This window comes from Mangrovibrevibacter kandeliae, from assembly GCF_024519155.1.
GTDB lineage: Bacteria > Pseudomonadota > Alphaproteobacteria > Rhizobiales > Rhizobiaceae > Mangrovibrevibacter > Mangrovibrevibacter kandeliae.
Genome location: NZ_JANIFJ010000005.1, coordinates 127,670 through 150,592 on the forward strand (window position 1 = coordinate 127,670; position 22,923 = coordinate 150,592).

Here is a 22,923-nt window from a genome sequence, read left to right on the forward strand (position 1 = left end):
ATCACTGCCCCGCTTCGCCGCCGCTATTCCGCGGCGACCGCTCCGGCGTCGAGTTGCGGCACCAGCGCGGCCAGCTGCTCGGCGATGGCGGCCTCCGACAGCTTCGACTTCACCAGCCAGCGTTTCACGCGGGGATCGGACGTGCGCGTCTCCGACGCCGACAGGACGACGACGGGGATGTCGGGCGACAGCAGGCCCGGTTCGTCGAAAAGCGAGAGCCCGCTGCCGTCAGCGAGCGTCAGGTCGATCACCAGGAGGTCGAAGCGGCGCTCGCGCAGCAGAAGACGGGCCTCGGCGCAGCTCGCCGCGTTGACCAGCCGCACCCGTCCGCGCAGCTGCGCCGCCAGGATGTCCGAGAGGTCCTGCTCGTCCTCGACATGCAGCATCGTCGGCAGGGTCGCCGGCTCCCAGATCTCCGGATCGGCCCGCGCCTCGTCGCTGCCGGTCACCGGCAGCTCGATCCAGAAGGTCGCCCCCTCCCCCGTCTTGCTATCGAACCCGATCTTGCCGCCCATGAGCTCGATCATCTGCTTCGAGATGTGCAGGCCGAGGCCGGTGCCCCCCTTCTCGCGCGTCGCTGACGAATCGGCCTGCGAGAAGCGCTCGAAGATCCGGGCGCGGAACTCCTCCGGGATGCCGTTGCCATGGTCGCGGATCGCGATGCGCATGCACGCGTCCTGACGGCTGGTGCGGATTTCGACGACGCCCCCGGCCGGCGAGTATTTTGCCGCGTTGGACAACAGGTTCGCCATCACCTGCTGCAGCCGGCCGGCATCGACCTCCACCAGGCAGTCCGATGCAGCGCCCGGGTGGTACAGGATGCTGACGCCGAACTGGTCGGCGTAGGACTGGTTCGCTTCAAGCGCGTGCTCGATGAGTTCGCTCACCGTGTGGCGCCGGAAGTTCATGGGCATCGCACCGCGGGCGAGCTTCTCGAAATCCAGGATGTCGTTGATCAGGAGAATCAGGCGCTCGCAGTTCTTGTGCGCGATCGACAGAAGCCGCACGACGTTCGGCGGCAGATCGCTGGCCGCGGCGCCGACGACGAGGCCGAGGGAGCCCCGGATCGAGGTCAGCGGCGTGCGCAGCTCGTGGCTCACCGTGGCGACGAAGTCGCTCTTGATCCGGTCCATCTCCTTCTGCTGCGTCAGGTCCTGCACCTGCGCGATGTAGTACTGCGGCTGCCCGTCCGGACCGAGCGACAGGGAGAGGCTGAGGAGGCAGCTGATCGCGTGCCCGTCGCTGTGCAGGTAGCGCTTCTCCACTTGGTAGCTCGCGATCCCACCTGCCAGAAGCTGCTTCAGCTGCTCGCGGTCGACGCGGACATCGTCCGGATGGGTCAGCTCGGCGAGACTGCGTGCCACGAGCTGCTCGCGCGGATAGCCGATCAGCTGGCAGAGCGCGTCGTTGACCGTCAGCCACTTGCCGTCGAGATCCACCAGCGCCATCCCGGTCGGCGCGTTCAGGATCGCCGACTGCAGACGGGACTCGCTGGTCCGGAGCGCGGCCTCGGCGGTCTTGAGGTCGGTGATGTCCTTCTGCGCACCGATCAGGCGGCCGGCCCGGCCGGAGCCGTCGCGTTCGAGCGCGACGGCGGTAGCGCGGAGCCAGATGTAGTGGCCCTGCTTGTGACGGATCCGGTACGCGATGTCGGACCGTTCGGTCCGGCCGGCGATGCAGGCCTCCTGCGCCGCCAGCACCCGGTCTCGATCCTCCGGATGCAGGCGCTTCGCCCACTCGGATCTGGTGTCGATCCGCTCATCCTCGTCAAAGCCGAGCATCGTCATCCAGGTCGGGGACACGATGGAACGACCCTCGCGCACGTCGACGTCGAACACGCCCATGCGCGCGCTTTCAAGCGCGAAGTTCCAGCGCTTCTCCGTGTTGGCGAGGGCGATCGTCATGCGCTTTTCCTGCGTGACGTCGCGAGCGATGACGGTGAAGCGCTCCTCGCCGTCGTCGCTGATCCAGCGGTTGACGGCCATGTCGATGTCGATGTCGCTTCCGTCGCGACGGCGGATGGTCAGGTAGGTGGGCCGGGTCTCGCCCGCCCCGCCCTCCTGCCCGAGTTGCTGCTGCCGGCACTCGGCGAGGACGTCGTCCGGGCAGAGGTGGCCGAGCGAAAGCTGAAGCAGGTCTTCGGAAGCATAGCCGAACATCTCGACGCTCGTGCGGTTCGCCGAAAGGATCCGACCCGCCCCGTCGCAGAGCAGGATCGAGACCATCGCGGTCTCCACCACCGAGCGATTCTCCCGTTCGCGCTCGGCGATGCGCCGGGTCTTCTGGTCGACCGTCGTCCGAATCTTTGCCTCGCGGTTGGCAAAGGACAGGATGAAGGCGCCGAAGAGCACGGACAGGCCGAGCCCGGCGACGAGGATGATCAGCGGCTCCTCGCTGTTGACGCTGGCTTCGAAGCCCGGCGTGCTCTGCCATTCGACAGTCCAGTCCCGCCGCATGAGGTGCAGCGTGCGTCGCGCCGAATAGGCCGGCCGATGCGTGGTATTGGGCGCGAGGCTGGAGAAGATGAGATTGTCGGGAGCGGCGAGGTCACCGTCATAGATCGAGATGTCGATCGTGCTGTTCTGGCTGGCCGTCAGGCCGCGCATGAAGCGGGAGGCGACGAAGGGGGCGTACACCCAGCCGATGAAGGCATCGCGACGAGCCTGCACCGTGTCCAGCCGTCGCGCCGGCTTGTAGAACGGCCGCAACAGAAGGAATCCCGGGCTCGCCGTGCGATCCTGCACCAGGAGAATGCGCCGGGTGATCGTCGCCTCGCCCGTGTCGCGCGCCTCGACGGCGGCCAGGTACCGGTTGATCTCGAAGGCGATGTCGAGGCCGAGGGCCTGCTCGTTGGCAAACAGCGGCTCGATGTATTCGATGACGAACCGCTCGTCGGTGGTGCGGGTCGGGTGCACGTGAAAGCCGCGCTGTTCAACCCCGCGATCGGCTTCGTAGCGGTCGACCGGCAGAGTCCTGAGAGGACGGATGAAGCCGAGCCCGTTGATGCCCGGCAACGTCTTGGTGATGTCCATCTCCTCGACCAGATGACGCCAGTCCTTGGCACTGACGGCCGTGGAGCCGGCCAGCAGACCCGCCGCGCCATCCAATGCCAGACGGTAGGATTCCAGACGATGCAGGAGGGCCTGGCGGCTGTCGTCGACGACTGCCTCGAAGGACGTCATCGCGCGCTCGTGGCAGAGAATGCTGGTGAGCTTCCAGCCGTACATGGTCGCGCCCAGCGGTACGGTCCATGCCAGCAGCGTCAGAAGCGTGAAGCCTGCGACGGGGTGGCCGCGGAAGCGGACCCTGCCGCCGCGCCAGGGACCGAGGAGGGTGATCGGGGTGAAGACCAGCACGCCGATCAGGCCGGAGGTCCACCAGTCGACCCACAGCCCGAACACCGAGCCCTGAGGCACCAGGCCGAAGAGGTGAAGCGCCGTCACCGACAGCGTCGGCTGGAACAGGCAGGCGAAGAGCGCGATCGGCACCAAGGCGAGCAGGTGAACGACAGTCTTCACGTGCACCGGCCATCCCACGATGTGCCGGATCAGCGACGCTGCGAGGATCGCGTGGCCCGTCGCGCCGAGTGCCACCAGCAGCGGCACGGCCACGCGGCCGACGGGCTCCGGGATCACCGGTCCGTACAGCAGACCGACCGTCAGCGAACCGATGACGATGCCAGGCCAGTAGCCACGCCCGAACAGGACGAGGCAACCGATCGCAAGGCCGCTCGGTGGCCAGAGGAGCGGCAGTTGCGAAGGCAGCACCGCGGTGTGATACGCGATCACCGCACCGAAGACATAAAGGCACGCCATCGTCGCCACGCCCAGCGCCCAGGACAGGGCCCCGCTCTGCAGGCGGTGCGATGGTCGGCCGGGACGTCGAACGGACACGGATCGTGCTCCTCAATGAAGCGCTGATCGTATCGGCACAATCTTGAGTTATTCGTAAACCCGTCTCTCGTCCTTAAGTAGTCTGCGCAGCATATAGTTCGATCTTCGATCGATGATGCCGACACGCCAGCGCCAACGTGCGGGACAGGAGAAGTGCCCGCGTAATCAGCGACGCTCGGCTAATCCCTGCGTCGAGTGGCGCCGTCGGCGTTGATCGTGACGTTGGTGGCTGCTGGACGGCGAGTGCTGAACTGTCTGGCCTCTTCGATCTCCAGATCATGCCGCGCCGCCTTCAGGTGGCGCGCGACCTCCGGCAGCCCCATCCTGCGGGTCAGCACGATCATGTCGCGCAGTTGCGTTTCCAGCGCGCGCAGCGCAGCGATCCGCAGGGAACCTTGTGGCATCCGTGGCGTCCTGACGGCCGCTTGGGCGTCCGTTCCTCGTTGTCGGCCGCCCGCCCGCAATCGGTGCGCGTGCACAGCCTCAAACGACGAGTCTGAATTACGCGAGTGTGCTATGTCAATGAATCCATTCGACCTATACTTCTGATGAAAGTAGATGATCTTAGTATAAGCGCAGAAGCGCATACAACGTGCGGTGATACCTCCCGCTCCAGCGGCTGAATGGTCGCGGAGCACGCAGCTCCGGCGTCGAGACCGCTGCATCCCCGGCGTGGTGAGCGGCCCTCTGCAATGCCTTTGCGACGGCTCGTGCGCCGACGGCGCCTTAGTATGGCGTCAATGATTCCATGCAACCTTACGCGTGAAACGGTAAGGATGACATGCAATGACGGCGAACTGCCCCGGATGCCAGACGAGCGCCCCGCTCGACTTCGACTTCTCGATGGCGTTCCAGCCGATCATGGACGCCGAGTCGGGTCAGGTCTGGGGGTATGAAGCGCTGGTCCGCGGCAGAAATGGCGAAGGCGCCGGCGCGATCCTGTCGCGGGTGACGCCCGAACAGCGCTACCGCTTCGACCAGGCCTGCCGGGTGAAGGCGCTCGAGCTGGCAGCGCGGCTCTTCCCGCGCGACATGTCCTGCAAGCTGTCGATCAACTTTCTGCCCAACGCGGTCTACGAGCCCGCGGCCTGCCTGCGCGCCACGCTCGCCGCGGCCCGCAAGACCGGGTTTCCCCGCTCCTCGATCATGTTCGAGTTCACCGAAAACGAGGAGGTCGTGGACACCGGCCACCTGCAGCGGATCATCACCGAGTACCGACGGCAGGGCTTCATCACCGCACTCGACGACTTCGGCGCCGGCTATGCCGGGCTGTCCCTCCTGGCCAACTTCCAGCCCGACCTGATCAAGATCGACATGGACCTCATCCGGGGGATCGCCGAAAGCCGGGTTCGCCAGTCGATCGTCGCCGCGATCGCTCATCTCGGCCGGGAGCTCGGGATCACGCTGCTGGCGGAAGGGATCGAGAGCGAAGCCGAGCTGCTGACGTTGAAGGCCGCGGGCATTCGCCTGTTTCAGGGCTACTACTTCGCACGCCCCACATTTGAGGCCTTGCCACCGATAGATCTGTCGGGAATGGCCGGAACGCTCGAACGCGTTGCGCGCACGGCCTGACGGCCGACGGCGCGCGAAGCCCCGACCCTGCATCGTCGGGCTGACGCGCCGCCACCGGCAGGCGCTGGCAACGCGGTCAGGGGGTCCCTGCGCGGCGTTCGCCGGTCGGTTCGGCGAAACTCGGGAGCGCCAAACGGTCTCATTGCAACGGACTTGGCCGCGGTTCTTTCACTAGAGAAAGCCGACCTGCTCGGCCGATGCGGGATCGCATGCCTCGTTCGCGCCAACGGGCCGACGGCCGAAGAGGATCTGCAAATCGGGCCAGATCATCTCGATCAGCTCGGCGATGTGCACACGGCTGGCGCGGGCCGGGATACGCGCCTCGGCGAGGCTCTCGCCAACCAGCGCCTCCAGTTCGCGGCGCCAGCTTTCGTCGCAGGTGAAGATCGCCGCGTTCCGACTGCGCGCCACGTCGATCCCGTCGAGCATGCTTGTGACCTCCTTCGAGCTCAGAAGGATTCTACCTTGGCGCGTAGTCCTTTCCAAGGTTGCAGGACAATAAAACTCCCGCGGCACTGGATCGCGGCGCGCTCGCTGAAGCCTCGACGTCAGGCCTCTCCGGAAGGGCCGTCCTGCCGCGCCCGTGCCAGGCCCTCGATCAGCGACGGCAGGGCGTCGAGCCGGTCGGCGACGAGATCGGCGCCCAAGTCCTCGACGGGCCGGGTGGAATAGCCGCCGCGCATGACGATGGCGGTCATGCCGGCAGCTTCCGCCGCGATGACGTCGTTGTCGCTGTCGCCGACGAAGACGATGTCGGACGGGGTCAGCCCGAGCTTCTCGGCCGCAAGCAGAAGCAGGCCGGGAGCGGGCTTCCTCTCCGGCCCCGCATCGCCGCCGACGACGATCGCCATGTGATCGGCGAGCCCGAAATGGGCGAGGACGGTCTCGGTCGCTGCTGCGGCCTTGTTGGTGACGACGCCGAGCCGCCAGCCTCGCTGCTGCAGGGCAAGTATGCCCTCCACCGCGCCCGCGTTGAGCACTGTGCGCTGGGTCGACTGCGGGCCGTAGATCGCCTCGAACCGCTCGACGACCTTGTCGCGGGTGGCCGGGTCGATCTCCTTGCCGAGCGCGGCATAGGCGCGTTCGATCAGCGTCGGCACGCCGCGGCCGATCATCGCCGTCACCTGCTCCAGTTCGAAGGGCGGCTCGCCATAGCTCGCGAGCGTGGCGTTGAGAGCCGTCTGGATGTCGGGCGCGGAATCGACGAGCGTGCCGTCGAGATCGAACAGCACCGCCTGCGGCCAAGGTGTCGTCATCGCTAGTCTCCAGTCAGGTCCATGTCCGATGCGGTCCGCCGCGGGGCGTTCACGCCTCGACGTCCGTCTCCGGCGGCCGCAGCACGGCCAGAGTGATCCAATGCGCCGAGAGCGCGGGCTTCGCGGCGCCCTCGATCTCGATGGTTGCGTCCCACGCCGACTGCAGGCTCACCGCCCGCTCCGTCAGGCCGACGAGGCGAAAGCTGCCGCGCACCCGGTTGCCGGTCTTCACCGGGGTCAGGAAGCGCACCTTCTCGAACCCGTAATTGACGCCCATGACGGTGTGCTCGACGCCTGGCAGCGCATCGAAGGCAAGCGCCGAGAGGAGCGACAGCGTCAGGAAGCCGTGGGCGATGGTGCCGCCAAACGGCGTCTCCGCTCGCGCCCGTTCCGGATCGACGTGAATGAACTGGTGGTCGTGGGTGGCGTCGGCGAAGCGATCGATCATCGGCTGGTCGACGCTCAGCCAGTTCGACACGAAGGCCTCGCCGTCGACGTAAGCCCGGTAGCGCTCGAGCGGGATCAACCGCTGGCGGATCGCTTCCTCGACCGGGCTCTTCGAGGGATCGCTAGGCATCGACACACTCCAGCAGGGTCCAAGGCCGCGACAGCCCGTCACCGGAAACGTCCCGATGCGCAACGCGGCACGCCTGCTTCCTAGTGCACGTCTCGCCCGGCTTCCAGCCATTCCTCCTTGCCCCTGCGCCGCTGCCACCCTTTATTGTCAGGAACCCTTTCGTCGCACCGCACTTTCGCATCGCGGCAGATGTGCCCGTCCGGCACGCCCCTTCGTCGCCCTTCCGCGGCGCCCTTCGACAGAGAGAGGAACGACATCCGATGTGTGGACTTTGCGGTGAGATCCGTTTCGACGGCCAGATGGCATCGCCGGAGCGCATCCAACGCATGAGCGACTGTCTCGCTCGCCGCGGGCCCGACGGCGCCGGCGTGGTGATGCGCGGACGGGTCGCTTTCGGGCACCGCCGCCTCAAGATCATCGATCTGTCTGAAAAGGCCGAGCAGCCGATGGTCGATGCCGACCTCGGACTGACGATCGCCTTCAACGGCTGCATCTACAACTATCCGGAACTGCGCCGGGAGCTGGAGGCCAAGGGCTACCGCTTCTTCTCCACCGGCGACACCGAGGTGATCGGCAAGGCCTTCCACGCCTGGGGCAAGGACTGCGTCAAGCGCTTCCACGGGATGTTCGCCTTCGCCATCCATGAGCGCGAAAGCGGCCGGGTGACGTTGGCGCGCGACCGCTTCGGCATCAAGCCGCTCTACCTCTCGCAGACGCCGGAGCGGCTCTACATTGCGTCCTCGCTCCCCGCGCTTCTGCGCACCGGCGACGTCGACCGCTCGATCGATCGTGTCGCGCTGCACCACTACATGACCTTCCACGCGGTCGTGCCGGCGCCGCTGACGATCATCAAGGGCGTGCGCAAGCTGCCGCCCGCGACGGTGCGGACGATCGAAGCCGACGGCACCTTCGAAGACGAGGTGTATTGGAGCGCGCCCTTCGGTCTGGCCTCTGGCGAGGAGAGCCTGACGGCCGACGACTGGCGCGACCGTGTGCTCGCCAGCCTGAAGACCGCTGTCGCCCGCCGCATGGTGGCGGACGTGCCGGTGGGCGTCCTGCTCTCGGGCGGCGTCGATTCCTCGCTGATCGTCGGTCTGCTCGCCGAGGCCGGCCAGACGGGCCTCACCACCTTCTCCATCGGCTTCGAGGAGGCCAACGGCGAGAAGGGCGACGAGTTCGTCTATTCCGACCTCATCGCAAAGCACTACGGCACCAAGCATCACAAGATCTTCGTGCCGTCGAACGAGCTGCTGGAGCACCTGCCCGGGACCATCGCGGCGATGTCGGAGCCGATGGTCTCCTACGACAATGTCGGCTTCTACCTCCTGTCGCGCGAGGTCTCAAAGCACATCAAGGTGGTGCAGTCCGGCCAGGGTGCCGACGAGGTGTTCGGCGGCTATCACTGGTACCCGCCCATGGCCGGCGCCAACGACCCGGTCGGCGCCTATTCGAAGGCCTTCTTCGACCGCAGCCATTCGACCCTCGGCGAGCAGCTGGGCGACGGATGGCTCGCCGACGACGAGAGCCGCGCCTTCGTCGAGCGGCACTTCGCCCTTCCAGGCGCTGGTGATCCGGTCGACAAGGCGCTGCGGATCGACACCAACGTGATGCTCGTCGACGATCCGGTGAAGCGGGTGGACAACATGACCATGGCCTGGGGCCTCGAAGCCCGGGTGCCCTTCCTCGATCACGAGCTCGTCGAGCTCGCCGCCCGTGTCCCCGCCGCCGAGAAGCTGAAGGACGGCGGCAAGGGCGTCTTGAAGGAGGTCGCCCGTCAGGTGATCCCGCACGAGGTGATCGACCGCAAGAAGGGCTACTTCCCCGTCCCGCAGCTCAAATACATCTCCGGGCCGTATCTCGACATGGTGCGGGACGCCTTGTCCTCGCAGGCGGCCCGCGAGCGCGGGCTGTTCAGGCAGTCCTATCTCGACACGCTGTTTGCCAATCCCGCCGACCACATCACGCCGCTGCGCGGTTCCGAGCTGTGGCAGGTCGCCCTCCTGGAGCTGTGGCTGCAGGAACAGGGAGTCTGAGATGAGCGACCTTCGGCAGCCGAGCCGCCGGCTTGCGCGCCACCGCCTCCGGCGGATGGGAACGCGCGGCCTCCAGGCGCCCTCGCTTCAGCCCGCCGACGAGGCGGGATCGATGCACCCCGACGCCTCGATCGATTGCGGCTGGGGCCGACTGATCTTCGGCCAGACCTTCGCCGACCCCAAGGTGCTGGTCGACACGCTGATGCAGGAGGGGGCCGACCGGCGCGACATCGGCTTCTACATCGCCGATCCGCACGTGGTGCTGAGCCACGCGCCGCAGGATCTGTTCCTCGATCCGTCGCACACCTACCGCCTGAACCTCGCGACCTACCGCCCGTCGCGGCGGCGGGCCTCCGGGTTCCATGTCCGCCGCCTGGCGAGCGAGGCGGATGCGCATGCGGTCAACCGCATCTACCAGAGCCGCGGCATGGTCACGGTCGACCCGGTGTTCTTCTGGTCCCACCGCGACAGCCGCGCGCTCACCTACCTCGTCGCCGAGGACGAGGCGACGGGCGCGATCATCGGCACGGTGACGGGCATCGACGGCCCGCGCGCCTTCGGCGATCCCGACAACGGCTCCTCGCTCTGGTGCCTCGCGGTCGATCCCCAGGCGACCCATCCCGGCATCGGCGAGACGCTGGTGCGCCGCCTTGCCGAGCACTTCCAGGCCCGCGGACGGGCCTTCATGGACCTCTCGGTGATGCACGACAACGCCTCGGCGATCGCCCTCTACGAGAAGCTCGGCTTCGAGCGGGTCCCGATCTTCGCCATCAAGTGCAAGAACCCGATCAACGAGAAGTTCTTCACCGGCAGCGCGGATGCCTTCGCCGGTCTCAATCCCTATGCCCGGATCATCGTCGACGAGGCGTTGCGGCGAGGCATCCAGGTGGAGGTGACGGATGCCGCAGGCGGGTTCTTCCGCCTGACGCATGGCGGCCGCTCCATCCACTGCCGCGAGAGCCTGTCCGAGCTGACCTCGGCCGTCGCGATGTCGATCTGCGACGACAAGGCGGTGACGCGGCGCGTGGTGGAGCACGCCGGCGTGCGGGTGCCGGAGCAGATCGTTGCGGACGACGACCGGGCGGCGCTTGAGACCTTCGTCGAGAAGCACGGCTCGATCGTGGTGAAGCCCGCGCGCGGCGAGCAGGGCCGCGGCATCGCGGTCGGTATCGATACGGTCGAGGACGCCGAGCGGGCGATCGAGGTCGCCCGCGTCCAGTCCGACCGCGTGCTGCTCGAATCCTGCTTCGAGGGCGAGGACTTGCGCCTCGTGATGATCGACTATCGACTCGTCGCCGCCGCGATCCGGCGCCCGCCGATCGTCACCGGCGACGGGCACACGACGATCCGCGAGCTGATCGAACGCCTGTCACGCCGACGTGCGGCCGCCACCGGCGGCGAAAGCAGCGTGCCGCTCGACGGCGAGACCGAGCGCTGCGTGCGGCAGGCGGGGTATGACTTGGACGACGTCCTGCCGGAGGGCGAGGGGGTGACGGTCCGCAAGACCGCCAACCTCCACACCGGCGGCACCATCCACGACGTTACCGGGCAGGTGCACCCGCGGCTGATCGAGGCGGCGGTCGCCGCGACACGTGCGATCGACATTCCGGTCTGCGGCATCGACTTCATGGTGAAGACGCCGCACGAGCCGGACTACGTCTTCATCGAGGCGAACGAGCGGCCGGGGCTCGCCAATCATGAGCCGCAGCCGACCGCCGAGCGCTTCGTCGATCTTCTCTTTCCGCTGTCGATGCCGTATTCCTCGCGCGCAGCCCGACAGCAGAAACCGAAAGATCCGTGATGCCGCGGCTCCAGATCGACCCGCATTACCTCGCCGACCAGCTGAAAGCCCTTCTGAAGATCCCGAGCCCGACCGGCTACACCGACACGGTCGTGCGTTACGTCACGCACGAGCTCGAGCGCCTCGGTCTGCATGTCGAACTGACGCGCCGCGGCGCCATCATCGGCGTGCGCCAAGGCTCGCGGCGCGCCGCCGCCCGCGCCATCGTCGGCCATGTCGACACGCTCGGCGCCCAGGTGAAGCGCATCAAGGAGAACGGGCGGCTGGAGCTGGTGCCGATCGGCACCTGGTCGGCGCGCTTCGCCGAGGGTGCGCGCGTGACCCTCTTCGCCGAGACCGGCACCTATCACGGCACCATCCTGCCGCTGAAGGCGTCGGGCCACACCTACAACGTGGAGGTCGACGAACTGCCGATCGGCTGGGACTATGTGGAGCTGCGGATCGACGCCCTCGCCCGCAGCCGCGCGGAGACCGAGCGGCTCGGCATCGAGGTCGGCGACATCGTCGCGGTCGATCCGCAGCCGGACTTCCTCGACAACGGCTTCATCGTCTCGCGTCATCTCGACAACAAGGCGGGTGTCGCGGTGATGCTTGCCGCGGTCGAGGCGCTGGAGCGCGAGAAGGCGGTGACCCCGGTCGACACGCACTGGCTGTTCTCGATCGCCGAGGAGGTCGGCGTCGGCGCCGCCTCGATCATCGAGCCGAACGTCGCCTCGATGGTCGCCGTCGACAACGGCACCTCGGCGCCCGGGCAGAACTCGTCCGAGTTCGGTGTGACGATCGCCATGGCCGACCAGACCGGCCCGTTCGACTACCACCTGACGAAGAAGCTGGTGAAGCTGTGCCGCGAGGAGGACATCCGTTACCAGAAGGACGTCTTCCGCTATTACCGATCGGATTCAGCCTCCGCGATCGAGGCCGGTCACGACGTGCGCACCGCCCTCATCACCTTCGGCGTCGATGCATCGCACGGCTACGAGCGCATCCACATGCACGCCCTGCGCTCGCTCGCCGAACTCGTCACCGCCTATGTCACCTCGCCGGTGGAGATCGAGCGCGACCGCAAGCTGCATGCAGGCCTGAAAGGCTTCACCCGCCAGCCGACAGTCGAGGCCGAACAGGAGCTCGACGAGGAGAGCGATCCGGCGGAATAGGACGCACGGGGGCGTGACGCGCTGCCCGCTGGGGAGTTTCGGCGTCGTCGCGATGGCTGCGCCATGCGCACCGGACACAAATCGTCATCGACCGGTCCGAATTCCGCCCGCTTGTGATCGGAAATCCTCACATGGGTCGCAAGGGGATTCGCGATGTTCGGCATGGTCGGTGCACTCTGGAGACGTCTCGGCTCGCTCGGCGGGCGCCTGACCGAACAGCTCGTGATTTCGGGACTGGTGGCGCTGGCGCTGCATCTCGTGGGCAACGGCGCCGGGCTCTATGCCTGGCTCGGCGGGGTTGGACAGGCGCCACAGGCTGAGGCGGCCGCGACCCTGGTGGCGACGCCGAAGGCGCCGCGCCTCCTCGGGCCGAGTGCCGCCGCACCGGTCGACACGGACTCTGCGACGCCGGCCCCCACGGCCTTGCCCCGCCGCGCGGCGGACTCGTTGCCGACGCCCCGGGGCGCCGCGCTTGGCACCGCCGAAGCCACGGCAGCGGCCGAGGGCGTCATTCTCTTCACCGACTGCGGCACCGCCTGCGAGTCGCACGACCCGCTGCTGGCCCGCAGCGTCGCGCCGAGCGACCGGCCTGGCATGCCCGCGACCCCTGTGACGCTCGTTGCGCCCTTCGAGGCGGACGGGCCGGACGTCGACGACCCCGCGGCGACGGCCGCCGCGAGGGCTACGGAGCTGCGTCGACAGGCGAGCGCGGAGGAGGACGAGGGTCTGGCTTCCGCCGCGCTGGACACCGTCGTCGGCGGCTTCCACCGGGTGCTGCGCCACGTCAACCCGCTCTGAGGCTCGGCAGACAGTCCAGACGAGCGCAGATGTGAACGGCTGGCCGGCGGACGCCCTGCAGCATGGCGTCACCTCGGCACGAAGATCTTCTTGTCGAGCGTCCAGATCAGCATCCCGGCTTCTAATCCCGTATTTGGCGAATGCCGCAAGAGCGGTCTGAGTCGAAATTTATTAGGCGACATTCCTCCGGGTGGTTGCACTTCAGCTCGCCTGTCCGGCGGTTGGCTTGAGGTTATGGACGGACCAGATCAGTCTTCGTCGTCGAATAGACCTCGCGCCGATGGTGTTGGCGAGCGGATGACGCCATATACCTTCACGATCTCGACCTTCTGATCGACCATAGCGCCGATCTCGTCGTAGGTTGTTTCGTAGCGGGCGCGCACACGCAGCGCGTCGCCAGGACGGATGGTCTCTTCATGCGTCCGGAACCGCTCTAGCCATTCCTCGTCGTGGATCGGCGCTGATATCGACTGGCGACCATGCTTGAATGCCCATTGGGCATTGCCGAGGAAGTCCGGACGTCGAACGATGTAGACGACGTCTAGCTCGTTCGCGAGATCCTGTTGCGCTTCGGGCGGCATGTGGTCCGACGGAAGCCAAGTCTCCCGGACATTGACGCGGTACTCGCCCTTCCCGAGATCGATCACCAGACCCTCGCCGAAGCCAAGCTTCGCCTTCGCCCGCTGGACTTCGTCCAGCGCCTGCGCCAGCCTAGATGCCTTGACTAAGGGATAGTCCGGGAAATGCAGGACGTCGGTCTTGACCGCGAGCTGCCGGAGCTCATCCGTCAGGTCCGGTAGGCCCGCGTTCTGTCCATCGTCGATCCTGCGGTCGAGCCAACGGATCGCAAGGTACTTCCCTTCGACGAGGTATTTTCCGACCTGCTTCTTCCAGTCGAGGTCCTTAAGAGCGTCGTCGTCCACTTGCTTCAGTATGTTCCTGAGGACGACCAGAAGGCTGGAGCGCTGGACGTCTTCCAGCACGAACGTCGTATCGATCCGACTAGTCACCGACTCGAGAAGAGCCCGGTCGATCTCCTCGAAGGAGCGGATCAGATCGGACGCGATCTCAAAGATGCGGGCCGGCGATCCGGATGCCGGATCGAACTCGATCTTCAGTCGCAGGTCTCCCTGCGGTGCCCTCGGATCGTCTGTGGAGGTGATCCCGATCATGCTCATCCCGACAGAGAGACATATCTCTCGAATGGCCGCCAGCCACGATCTGGTCCATCTGCGACTCGGAGCACCGCCATGTCCCGCTTCGTCGACCGCTCCCCGGTGTCGGAGTTCGTCGAACTGCGGATGCTCTCTATCCAGCCTCGACGGACATTTTTGGTACAACGCATCGGGATCATGTCGGCGTAAGGATGCCGTCCTCCATCGCCCGGATGAACATGCCCGCGTCGGCCGCCTGAGGCTGCAATTGCGAGGCTCTGATTTCCTACAGCATCTGCCGGGCATGGTCCGGCGCAACAGCAGCGGCGGCTCGCGCGGCGTTCAGCTTCACCTGCCAGTTGGAATGATCGAACAGCGTCAGAAATGCCGTGCGCTGGTCGCCAGGTCTTCCCTTCAACTCGGCTTCGACCGCGATCAGGATATCGCAGAGCCTGTTGAAGGTGCCTATCTTGTCGACCATGATGGCGTCGTGTCGCTTTACGCCGGCATCCACATAGATCGCGAGGATCTCCTCGACGCTCAGATTGGTCAGGCTCGGGACTTTCATCGTTCCAGATCTCCCGCGGCTCGCGAGCATGATTGGTCTACCTATCCGACCTCTAAGCGTGCAGCTACAGGAAGGCGCTCCCATCAGATGCGTCTACAACGTCGTGATGGGTGCAGCTTCGACAGACTCGCCCATTCAAGCCTTAGCGTTGATCAAGTTGGGACGAAGATCTTCTTGTCGAGAGCGCGGAGCCGCATTCCGGCCTCAAGTCCCGTACTTGGCAGCCGCCAACTGGCGATCTCCTCGATCTTGCGGCGGGCATCCTCTGGAAACAGTGCAAGCGTCGCCGTGGCGGCGTTCAGCTGTACCTGCACATTGGGGTAATTGTAGAACTGTCGCAGGAGGCGTCGCAGGTCCCCGGGGCGGCGCTTCAGCTCCGCTTCGACATCGAAGCGGGCGAGGATCGCCCGATTGGCCTTACGATTTCTCATCTCGTGATCGGCTTTGTCCGGGGCAAGGCCGAGTTCGAGGAAGCGGGCGACGAGATCGTCGTCGGAGACAGCTTCGAGATCGATCGGCGCCATCTCAATCTCTCCTCCGCCGAGGCGTGATTTGTGCTGGTGTGCTACAGCCACTAGGTCGGCACCCAGCCGCGTTTATCGAGCGCGCTCAAAAGCGTGCGCGCTTCAAGCGCGACAAGACCAACTTCCCACCGGGAGAGATATTCGATTTTCTGCCGCGCCTCTTCAGGAAAATGAAAGAGGGTAGAACTTGCAGCGTTCAGTTGGACCTGGCTGCTTGGGTGATCATAAAGATCGCGCAGCATGCGCCGCTGATCACCATCGCGGCATTTAAGCTCATCGCGAATTTCAAAGCGTCGTCGGACGGCTCTGTTGATTTTCGACTGCTCAAGAAGACGTTCTGCTCGCTCTTGCTGCAAGCTCACCTCGACGAACTCGGCGACCAGCTCCTGTAAAGTCAAAGATATGAGCGGCTGGGTCGTCATGGCTTTAGTATTCCCATATCAAGGAGTCCTATCAGACCGATCTTCGTTCGCTCATCCCATGATTTTCCGAGGAGATAGCGCCTAGGAGACATCCCGCCGTAGGCATCACTTGGAGTCTCATACCACGAGTTCAGCTCCCAATGCTTTGCGCGCGGGATCCGCGCGAGGTTTTCCGGGCCCTCCATCATCGACATCGGGCTTCCATCGGCTTCTGCCGGTGCCTTCTCGGCGATATGGTGGATGTCGTGGCCTTCGGCCTTGCCCTGCGCCGCGGCCTCTTGCAGCTCGGCCAGGGTCTTCGGCGGATCGAAGTAGCTCTCGATGAGCGGATAGTAGTGGTAGAGCCAGTGGACGGCCTCCGCAGTCGTCAGCGCCGCGCCGAGCGGTCCCGCCGCGCCGCGCAGGATGGCCTTGGTTGCAAAGCGGATCATGCCGCGGACAACGGCGATGCGCAGCTTCTCCCGGATCGGACGCTCGGTCGGAATTTCCGGCGGCGGCTCGTCGAGGGGCGGCCCGCCATTGTGCCCCGGGCCGGGCCGCGGCAGGTTCAGGCGCCGCTGCTTCGGCGGGGTTTTCGGAGCGCCGTCCTCCGGGCCGGGAATGTCGACCTCGAGGACCGCCTCCCGCCAGCGGCCGGAGACGTCGCCGCTGCCCTTTGGATGGCGCGGCTGGTTCGGATCGAAGTTCGCCTTGACGGCGCCGACCCGCCACAGCGCCAGGCCGAGACGGACGGCCGTGATCCGTACGCGCAGCGCTGCCAGCCCATGCCGGGCGGCGCGCGCCGAGATCTCGACCTCCGCCTGCCGCTGTCCCGCCATGCGCATCCCCCCGAACCACGACCGTGAGGGTACGGGCGGCTCAGACGGCGGGGATCAGTTGAGGTCCAGGATCAGATCAGGAGGACTGGCTGCGCGAGCGAGCCGCTCGAACAGCTGCGGGAGCTCGTGGCCGGGCAGTCCGGCAGCGAGGCGCCGCTCAGGCGTCGGCGGGAATGCCGGGATCGGTGCCGACCGGCGTGCCCGCCGCCGGGCGGTGGATCTTCGCTCCAGCCTCGACCACCAGCGGGTGGATGCCGTCGGTCTCGCCGGCATCGAGCCGCTTGAACAGCTGACCGCGCATGCGCGGCTCCCAGAAGCTGTTGATGTGGTCGGCGACGCCCGCCACCTGCTCGGCCTTCGGCTGCGACTGAAAGAAGGTCGCGATCTGGTTGGCCATCGTGATCAGCTTGTCATGCTGCATCGCTGTTCTCCTCCGCGCGGTGCACGAGCGCGTCCGCCGCCCCGGCAATCCGCCCGTAACCGGTGAAAATCTCGAACTCCTCGCCGCGCAGGACGGCGACGAGGCTGACGTTGGCGCGCTCGGCCTCGGCGACGGCGAGCGCGGTCGGCACCGACACGGCGGCGATCAGCGGCACGCCCATGAAGGCCGCCTTCTGGATCAGCTCGACCGAGACGCGGCTGGTGATGGTGACGAAGCCCGACGCGCCGTCGATGCCGCCGGCCGCGAGATGCCCGGCCACCTTGTCCAGCGCGTTGTGGCGGCCGACGTCCTCGCGCGTCACGACGAGCCCCTGCCCTGCCGTATGGAAGGCCGCGGCATGAACGGCACGCGTGCGCTGGCCGAGGCCCTGCGCCCGCGCCATCGCCGCCATTGCCGCCGTCAGGTCCGCCGGCGTCACCACCAGCCCGTCATCGACACGCGGCAGCGGGCGCTGGGCGAGTTCGAGCGACTCGACCCCGCAGAGGCCGCAGCCCACCGGCCCGGTCATCTGCCGCCGCCGCGCGACGTAGGAGGCCGAGCGCGCCTCGTTCAGCCACAGGCGGCAGTCGATGCCGGCCTCGCCCGCCTCGATCTCCAGCCGCTCGATCTCGCCCGGACGCTCGACGATGCGCTCGTTGAGGGCGAGGCCAAGGGCGAGTTCGCCCAAATGCTCGGGCGTTGCCATCATCACGGCATGCGAGGATCCGTTGACGGAGATCGCCACCGCGGTTTCGGCCGGGATCGCGCGCTCCCGACGCACGAACGCCCCGCCCGAAAAGGCGAGGCTCGTGGTGCCAACCGCGACGTCGGTCATGCGAGAGCTCCGGCGAACCGCGTCGTGTCCTGCTGCAGGCAAACCAGCCTTGGCACCGTCGACCCGCCTACTCCGCCGCTTCGGCCGGAACGATCCGCCGGCTCTCGTCCGAGAACTCGCGATACTCCTCCTGCCAGTCCGTCGGACCGTTGGAGGGCGAGATCTGCACCGCCGTCACCTTGTATTCCGGGCAGTTGGTCGCCCAGTCGGAAAAATCGGTGGTGACGACGTTGGCGTTGGTCATCGGATGGTGGAAGGTCGTGTAGACGACGCCCGGCGCGACGCGATCGGTGATCTTGGCCCGCAGCGAGATCGACCCGGCGCGGCTTTCGAGCTTCACCCAGTCGCGCTCGCGCACGCCGCGCTGTTCGGCGTCGTGCGGGTGGATCTCCAGGACGTCCTCGTCATGCCACACGACGTTCGCCGTGCGCCGCGTCTGCGCCCCGACATTGTACTGCGACAGGATCCGGCCGGTGGTGAGGAGCAGCGGGAAGCGCGGGCCGGTGCGCTCGTCCGTCGCCACGTATTCGGTGATGACGAACTTGCCCTTGCCGCGCATGAACTCCTCGACATGCATGATCGGGGAGCCCTCGGGATGCGCGTCGTTGCAGGGCCACTGCACCGAGCCCTTCTCTTCCAGGAGGTCGTAGGAGACGTTGGCGAAGGACGGCGTCGTCGCCGCGATCTCGCCCATGATCTCCGAGGGATGAGCGTAGTTCATGTCCATGCCCATCCCCCGGGCGAGGAGCTGGGTGATCTCCCAGTCGGCGTAGCCGTTCTTCGGCCGCATCACCTTGCGCACGCGGTTGATGCGCCGCTCGGCATTGGTGAAGGTCCCGTCCTTCTCGAGGAAGGTCGAGCCCGGGAGGAAGACATGGGCGTAGTTCGCCGTCTCGTTCAGGAACAGGTCGTGGACGATCAGGCACTCCATCGCCTCGAGACCGGCCGAGACGTGGCGGGTGTCGGGATCGGACTGCAGGATGTCCTCGCCTTGGACGTAGAGGCCCTTGAAGGTCCCCTCGACCGCGGCGTCGAACATGTTCGGGATGCGCAGGCCCGGCTCCTTGTCGAGCTCGACGCCCCACAGGCTCTCGAAGCTCTCGCGCACCGCGTCGGTGGCGACGTGGCGATAGCCCGGCAGCTCGTGCGGGAACGAGCCCATGTCGCAGGAGCCCTGCACGTTGTTCTGGCCGCGCAGAGGGTTCACGCCGACGCCGGGACGGCCGATGTTGCCGGTCGCCATCGCCAGGTTGGCGATGCCCATCACCGCCGTAGAGCCCTGGCTGTGCTCGGTGACGCCGAGGCCGTAATAGATCGCGCCGTTGCCGCCGGTGGCGTAGAGCCGCGCGGCGCCGCGGATGTCGGCAGCCTTGACGCCCGTGACCGCCTCGACGGCCTCCGGCGAATGCTCGGGCCGGGCCACGAACTCGGCCCAGTCCTGGAAGTCGTCCCAGTCGCAGCGTTCGCGCACGAAGGCCTCGTCGACGAGGCCCTCGATGACGATGGTGTGCGCCAGCGCGGTCAGCATCGCGACGTTGGTGCCGGGCTTCAGCGGCAGGTGGAAATCGGCCGAAACGTGCGGCGAGCGGACGATGTCGGTGCGGCGCGGGTCGATGACGATCAGCCGCGCGCCCTCGCGCAGCCGCTTCTTCATGCGCGAGCCGAAGACCGGATGGCCGTCGGTCGGGTTGGCGCCGATGATCAGGATGACGTCCGAGGCCTCGACGGAGTCGAAGTCCTGCGTGCCGGCCGACGTGCCGAAGGTGGTCTTCAGGCCGTAGCCGGTCGGCGAGTGGCAGACGCGGGCGCAGGTGTCGATGTTGTTGTTGCCGAAGCCGGCGCGGACCATCTTCTGGACGAGGTAGACCTCCTCGTTGGTGCAGCGCGAGGAGGAGATCGCGCCGACTGCGCTGCGGCCGTACTTCGCCTGGATGCCCTTCAGCTTGTCGGCGGCAAAGCCGATCGCCTCGTCCCAGGAGACCTCCCGCCACGGCTCGTGGATCGTGTCGCGGATCATCGGGTTGAGGATGCGCTCGGCATGGGTGGCATAGCCGATGGCGAAACGACCCTTGACGCAGGAGTGGCCGCGATTGGCCTTGCCGTCCTTGTAGGGCACCATGCGCACGATCTCCTCGCCGCGCATCTCCGCCTTGAAGGAGCAGCCGACGCCGCAATAGGCGCAGGTGGTGACGACCGAGTGCTCGGGCGTGCCGATCTCGATCACCGACTTCTCCTCCAGCGTCGCCGTCGGGCAGGCCTGCACGCAGGCGCCGCAGGAGACGCACTCGGAGGAGAGGAAGTTGTCCGAGCCGAAGCCGGCCGAGATCATCGAATCGAAGCCGCGGCCGTCCACGGTCAGCGCGAAGGTGCCCTGCACCTCCTCGCAGGCCCGCACGCAGCGCGAGCAGACGATGCACTTCGACGGGTCGAACTGGAAGTACGGGTTCGACTGGTCCTTGTCCTGGCCGAGATGGTTGGCGCCATCATAGCCGTAGCGCACGTCGCGCAGGCCGACCGCGCCGGCCATGTCCTGCAGCTCGCAGTCGCCGTTTGCCGCACAGGTCAGGCAGTCGAGCGGGTGGTCGGAGATGTAGAGCTCCATCACCCCCTTGCGGATGCGCTTCAGCCGCTCGGTCTGGGTCGACACCTTCATCCCCGGCGCGACCGGCGTCGTGCAGGAGGCCGGGGTGCCGTTGCGGCCCTCGACCTCGACGACGCAGAGCCGGCAGGAGCCGAAGGCGTTCAGCATGTCGGTGGCGCAGAGCTTCGGCACCTCGATGCCCGCCTCCATCGCCGCCCGCATGATCGAGGCGCCCTCCGGCACGGTGACGTCGCGCCCGTCGACGCTGAGCGTGACGGTCGTCTCGGTCTTCGGCTTCGGGGTGCCGTAGTCGATTTCTTCGATGAGGCTCATGGGTCGGTCCTCCCTATGCCGCCGCCACAGAGGCGCAGCAGACATGCTTCTTGTTGACGCCGCGGCTCATTCCGCCGCTTCGCGCATCGGCGCAGGCTCGAAGTCCTCGCGGAAGTGCTCGAGCGCGCTCATCACCGGATAAGGGGTGAAGCCGCCGAGCGCGCAGAGCGAGCCGAACTTCATCGTGTTGCAGAGATCCTCGACCAGCGTCAGGCTCGCCTCGACCCGCTCGCCGGCCATCACCTTCTCGAGCGTCTCCCTGCCCCGCACGGCGCCAACCCGGCAGGGCGTGCACTTGCCGCAGGACTCGACCGCACAGAACTCGAAGGCGAAATGCGCCTGCTTCAGCATGTCGACCGTGTCGTCGAAGACGACGATCCCGGCATGGCCGATGAGCCCGCCCTTCGCTGCGAACGCCTCGTAGTCGAAGGGCGTGTCGAACAGGGCGCGCGGGAAGTAGGCGCCCAGCGGCCCGCCGACCTGCACCGCGCGCACGGGGCGGCCGCTGCGCGTGCCGCCGCCGATCTGATCGACGATCTCGCCGAGCGTCAGGCCGAACGCCGTCTCGTAGAGGCCGGAGTGCTTGACGTTGCCGGCGATCTGCAGCGGGATCGTGCCGCGCGAGCGACCGACGCCGAACTCCTTGTAGGCCGCGCCACCCTCCGCGAGGATGAAGGGCACCGAGACCAGCGAGATGACGTTGTTGATCACCGTCGGCTTGCCGAACAGGCCCTGATGGGCCGGCAGCGGCGGCTTGGCGCGAACCTGCCCGCGCTTGCCCTCCAGGCTTTCCAGGAGCGAGGTCTCCTCGCCGCAGACATAGGCGCCGGCGCCGACGCGCACCTCCATGTCGAAGGCATGGGCCGAGCCGAGCACCGTCGCACCGAGGACGCCCTCCTTGCGCGCGGCCTCGATCGCCGCCTGCATGATCCTGATGGCCTGCGGGTATTCCGAGCGGAGATAGACGAAACCCTTGTCCGCCCCGGTGGCAACGCCGGCGATCGCCATGCCCTCGATCAGCGCGAAGGGATCGCCCTCCATGATCATCCGGTCGGCGAAGGTGCCCGAATCGCCCTCGTCGGCATTGGCGACGATGTACTTCTTCGCGCCCGGCGCGTCGGCGACGGTCTTCCACTTGATCCCCGTCGGGAAGCCTGCGCCGCCGCGGCCGCGCAATCCCGACTCGGTGACTTCGGCAATGATGCCGGCCGGGCCGAGCGCGATCGCCCGCTCCAGCCCCTTCAGGCCGTCATGCGCGCGGTAGTCGCCCAGCGAGAGCGGATCGGTGATGCCGCAGCGGCGGAAGACGAGCCGCGTCTGCGCCTTGATGAAGGGATGCTCATCCGGCCGGCCGATGTGCTTTTCGTGCTCGGCCCCGTCGAGCAGGCCGGCTTTCACCAGCGCCTCGACCTCGCCCGGCTCCACCGGCCCATAGCCGATACGCCCGTTCGGTGTCTCGACCTCGACCAGCGGCTCCAGCCACGCCATGCCGCGCGAGCCGGTCCGCACGATCTCGATCTCGAGCTTGCGCTCGGCGGCGATGCGCGTGAGGTCGTCGGCGATCTCGTCGGCACCGCAGGCGACCGCGAAGGAATCGAGCGGGATGAAGACGCGGGTCACAGCCGTACCTCCTCGACGAGCGCGCTGACCTTGGCCTCGGTCAGCCGGGCGACCAGCCGGCCGTCCAGCATTGCCGAGGGGGACGCGGCGCACAGGCCGAGGCAGTAGACCGCCTCCAGGGTCACCTGCCCGTCCGAAGAGGTCTCGCCGAACTTGATCCCGAGCGCATCCTCGATCGAAGCGGCGATCGCGTCGCCGCCCGCCGCCTGGCACGACTCCGCGCGGCAGACCTTCAGCACGTGCCGCCCGTGCGGCGCCTCATGGAAGTCGTGGTAGAAGGAGACGACGCCGTAAACCTCGGCCCGCGACAGGTTGAGCCCGCCGGCGATCAGCTGGATCGCCGCCTCGCTCACATGCCCGTAGCGCGCCTGAAAGGCATGCAGGATCGGCAGCAGCGGTCCTTCGAGATGCTTCAGCTCGTCGATGATCGCGGCGGCGTCTTCGGGATCGAAAGCGTGTGCGTAGCCCAACTGCCGCAACCTCCCACTGCAGTTTTTGAACGTTTCCAAACAGGAGGCGCGCGGACGATGAGAAAATCAAGAGGTACAATCCGTCTCTCGATA

General features: G+C 66.9%; 20 protein-coding genes. 5 read left to right on the forward strand and 15 right to left on the reverse strand.

Annotated elements, in window-relative coordinates; all coding sequences use genetic code 11:
• Window positions 1–23 precede the first annotated feature (23 nt).
• Window positions 24–3,893: a PAS domain S-box protein gene (locus NPA30_RS14200; protein WP_256803393.1), complete on the reverse strand. Its 3,870-nt coding sequence runs from the start codon at window positions 3,891–3,893 to the stop codon at window positions 24–26.
• A gap of 179 nt (window positions 3,894–4,072) precedes the next feature.
• Window positions 4,073–4,297 (reverse strand): hypothetical protein, encoded by a 225-nt coding sequence (locus tag NPA30_RS14205; RefSeq protein ID WP_256803394.1) that lies wholly within the window; start codon window positions 4,295–4,297, stop codon window positions 4,073–4,075.
• Window positions 4,298–4,679: 382 nt separating this feature from the next.
• Here NPA30_RS14205 and NPA30_RS14210 point away from each other — a divergent pair, with 382 nt between their 5' ends.
• Window positions 4,680–5,465: an EAL domain-containing protein gene (locus tag NPA30_RS14210; protein WP_256803395.1), complete on the forward strand. Its 786-nt coding sequence runs from the start codon at window positions 4,680–4,682 to the stop codon at window positions 5,463–5,465.
• A gap of 171 nt (window positions 5,466–5,636) precedes the next feature.
• On the opposite strand, the gene NPA30_RS14215 is transcribed toward NPA30_RS14210, so the two are convergent.
• The 3 genes from NPA30_RS14215 to NPA30_RS14225 all read right to left on the reverse strand — a co-directional run bounded on the left by NPA30_RS14215 (window position 5,637) and on the right by NPA30_RS14225 (window position 7,298).
• Window positions 5,637–5,894: a hypothetical protein gene (locus tag NPA30_RS14215; protein ID WP_256803396.1), complete on the reverse strand. Its 258-nt coding sequence runs from the start codon at window positions 5,892–5,894 to the stop codon at window positions 5,637–5,639.
• A 119-nt stretch (window positions 5,895–6,013) separates the two neighbouring features.
• On the reverse strand, window positions 6,014–6,721 hold the full coding sequence (gene gph, locus NPA30_RS14220) for a phosphoglycolate phosphatase (RefSeq protein ID WP_256803399.1): 708 nt from the start codon (window positions 6,719–6,721) through the stop codon (window positions 6,014–6,016).
• Window positions 6,722–6,770: 49 nt separating this feature from the next.
• Window positions 6,771–7,298: a MaoC family dehydratase gene (locus NPA30_RS14225; protein WP_256803400.1), complete on the reverse strand. Its 528-nt coding sequence runs from the start codon at window positions 7,296–7,298 to the stop codon at window positions 6,771–6,773.
• Between the two features lie 260 nt (window positions 7,299–7,558).
• Between NPA30_RS14225 and NPA30_RS14230 the strand changes: the two genes are divergently transcribed.
• From NPA30_RS14230 to NPA30_RS14245, 4 genes are all read left to right on the forward strand, one after another.
• Window positions 7,559–9,331 carry an N-acetylglutaminylglutamine amidotransferase gene (locus tag NPA30_RS14230; protein WP_256803401.1) on the forward strand — a complete coding sequence of 591 codons (1,773 nt, stop codon included), beginning with the start codon at window positions 7,559–7,561 and terminating at the stop codon, window positions 9,329–9,331.
• Window position 9,332: 1 nt separating this feature from the next.
• The gene (gene ngg / locus NPA30_RS14235; RefSeq protein ID WP_372338810.1) at window positions 9,333–11,132 is read left to right on the forward strand and encodes an N-acetylglutaminylglutamine synthetase; all 1,800 of its coding nucleotides are present in this window, start codon (window positions 9,333–9,335) and stop codon (window positions 11,130–11,132) included.
• Window positions 11,132–12,286, forward strand: a complete 1,155-nt coding sequence (locus NPA30_RS14240; protein ID WP_256803402.1) for an osmoprotectant NAGGN system M42 family peptidase — start codon at window positions 11,132–11,134, stop codon at window positions 12,284–12,286. The genes ngg and NPA30_RS14240 overlap by 1 nt, the downstream gene beginning before the upstream one ends.
• 153 nt (window positions 12,287–12,439) lie before the next feature.
• Complete coding sequence (locus tag NPA30_RS14245) at window positions 12,440–13,084, forward strand: hypothetical protein (RefSeq protein ID WP_256803403.1); 645 nt, start codon at window positions 12,440–12,442, stop codon at window positions 13,082–13,084.
• Window positions 13,085–13,332: 248 nt separating this feature from the next.
• Here the strand turns inward: NPA30_RS14245 and NPA30_RS14250 are convergent, their stop codons facing one another.
• The 10 genes from NPA30_RS14250 to NPA30_RS14295 all read right to left on the reverse strand — a co-directional run bounded on the left by NPA30_RS14250 (window position 13,333) and on the right by NPA30_RS14295 (window position 22,830).
• Window positions 13,333–14,256: a hypothetical protein gene (locus NPA30_RS14250; RefSeq protein WP_256803404.1), complete on the reverse strand. Its 924-nt coding sequence runs from the start codon at window positions 14,254–14,256 to the stop codon at window positions 13,333–13,335.
• Between the two features lie 268 nt (window positions 14,257–14,524).
• Entirely contained in the window at window positions 14,525–14,836 is a 312-nt protein-coding gene (locus tag NPA30_RS14255; RefSeq protein ID WP_256803405.1) for a DUF2019 domain-containing protein, read from the reverse strand.
• 122 nt (window positions 14,837–14,958) lie between these two features.
• Window positions 14,959–15,330, reverse strand: coding sequence for a DUF2019 domain-containing protein (locus NPA30_RS14260; protein ID WP_256803406.1), 372 nt, complete (start codon window positions 15,328–15,330; stop codon window positions 14,959–14,961).
• A gap of 50 nt (window positions 15,331–15,380) precedes the next feature.
• Window positions 15,381–15,752: a DUF2019 domain-containing protein gene (locus NPA30_RS14265; RefSeq protein WP_256803407.1), complete on the reverse strand. Its 372-nt coding sequence runs from the start codon at window positions 15,750–15,752 to the stop codon at window positions 15,381–15,383.
• Window positions 15,749–16,570, reverse strand: coding sequence for a hypothetical protein (locus NPA30_RS14270; RefSeq protein WP_256803408.1), 822 nt, complete (start codon window positions 16,568–16,570; stop codon window positions 15,749–15,751). Before NPA30_RS14270 ends, NPA30_RS14265 begins: the two co-directional genes overlap by 4 nt.
• A 157-nt stretch (window positions 16,571–16,727) precedes the next feature.
• Complete coding sequence (locus tag NPA30_RS14275) at window positions 16,728–16,991, reverse strand: formate dehydrogenase subunit delta (RefSeq protein WP_256803409.1); 264 nt, start codon at window positions 16,989–16,991, stop codon at window positions 16,728–16,730.
• Entirely contained in the window at window positions 16,981–17,826 is an 846-nt protein-coding gene (fdhD, locus tag NPA30_RS14280; RefSeq protein WP_256803410.1) for a formate dehydrogenase accessory sulfurtransferase FdhD, read from the reverse strand. The genes NPA30_RS14275 and fdhD overlap by 11 nt, the downstream gene beginning before the upstream one ends.
• Window positions 17,827–17,893: 67 nt before the next feature.
• A complete protein-coding gene (fdhF, locus tag NPA30_RS14285; protein WP_256803411.1) occupies window positions 17,894–20,740 on the reverse strand; it encodes a formate dehydrogenase subunit alpha in 2,847 nt (948 codons plus the stop codon).
• A 66-nt stretch (window positions 20,741–20,806) separates the two neighbouring features.
• Window positions 20,807–22,360, reverse strand: a complete 1,554-nt coding sequence (locus NPA30_RS14290) for a formate dehydrogenase beta subunit (protein WP_256803412.1) — start codon at window positions 22,358–22,360, stop codon at window positions 20,807–20,809.
• Window positions 22,357–22,830, reverse strand: coding sequence for a formate dehydrogenase subunit gamma (locus NPA30_RS14295; RefSeq protein WP_256803413.1), 474 nt, complete (start codon window positions 22,828–22,830; stop codon window positions 22,357–22,359). The genes NPA30_RS14290 and NPA30_RS14295 overlap by 4 nt, the downstream gene beginning before the upstream one ends.
• Window positions 22,831–22,923 lie beyond the last annotated feature (93 nt).

Excerpts from the sequence above, each read along its gene's own strand:
- NPA30_RS14205 (WP_256803394.1), bottom strand. The coding sequence starts at position 4,297 with ATGCCACAAGGTTCCCTGCGGATCGCTGCGCTGCGCGCGCTGGAAACG.
- NPA30_RS14210 (WP_256803395.1), top strand. The coding sequence starts at position 4,680 with ATGACGGCGAACTGCCCCGGATGCCAGACGAGCGCCCCGCTCGACTTC.
- NPA30_RS14215 (WP_256803396.1), bottom strand. The coding sequence starts at position 5,894 with ATGCTCGACGGGATCGACGTGGCGCGCAGTCGGAACGCGGCGATCTTC.
- gph (WP_256803399.1), bottom strand. The coding sequence starts at position 6,721 with ATGACGACACCTTGGCCGCAGGCGGTGCTGTTCGATCTCGACGGCACG.
- NPA30_RS14225 (WP_256803400.1), bottom strand. The coding sequence starts at position 7,298 with ATGCCTAGCGATCCCTCGAAGAGCCCGGTCGAGGAAGCGATCCGCCAG.
- NPA30_RS14230 (WP_256803401.1), top strand. The coding sequence starts at position 7,559 with ATGTGTGGACTTTGCGGTGAGATCCGTTTCGACGGCCAGATGGCATCG.
- ngg (WP_372338810.1), top strand. The coding sequence starts at position 9,333 with ATGAGCGACCTTCGGCAGCCGAGCCGCCGGCTTGCGCGCCACCGCCTC.
- NPA30_RS14240 (WP_256803402.1), top strand. The coding sequence starts at position 11,132 with ATGCCGCGGCTCCAGATCGACCCGCATTACCTCGCCGACCAGCTGAAA.
- NPA30_RS14245 (WP_256803403.1), top strand. The coding sequence starts at position 12,440 with ATGTTCGGCATGGTCGGTGCACTCTGGAGACGTCTCGGCTCGCTCGGC.
- NPA30_RS14250 (WP_256803404.1), bottom strand. The coding sequence starts at position 14,256 with ATGATCGGGATCACCTCCACAGACGATCCGAGGGCACCGCAGGGAGAC.
- NPA30_RS14255 (WP_256803405.1), bottom strand. The coding sequence starts at position 14,836 with ATGCTCGCGAGCCGCGGGAGATCTGGAACGATGAAAGTCCCGAGCCTG.
- NPA30_RS14260 (WP_256803406.1), bottom strand. The coding sequence starts at position 15,330 with ATGGCGCCGATCGATCTCGAAGCTGTCTCCGACGACGATCTCGTCGCC.
- NPA30_RS14265 (WP_256803407.1), bottom strand. The coding sequence starts at position 15,752 with ATGACGACCCAGCCGCTCATATCTTTGACTTTACAGGAGCTGGTCGCC.
- NPA30_RS14270 (WP_256803408.1), bottom strand. The coding sequence starts at position 16,570 with ATGGCGGGACAGCGGCAGGCGGAGGTCGAGATCTCGGCGCGCGCCGCC.
- NPA30_RS14275 (WP_256803409.1), bottom strand. The coding sequence starts at position 16,991 with ATGCAGCATGACAAGCTGATCACGATGGCCAACCAGATCGCGACCTTC.
- fdhD (WP_256803410.1), bottom strand. The coding sequence starts at position 17,826 with ATGACCGACGTCGCGGTTGGCACCACGAGCCTCGCCTTTTCGGGCGGG.
- fdhF (WP_256803411.1), bottom strand. The coding sequence starts at position 20,740 with ATGAGCCTCATCGAAGAAATCGACTACGGCACCCCGAAGCCGAAGACC.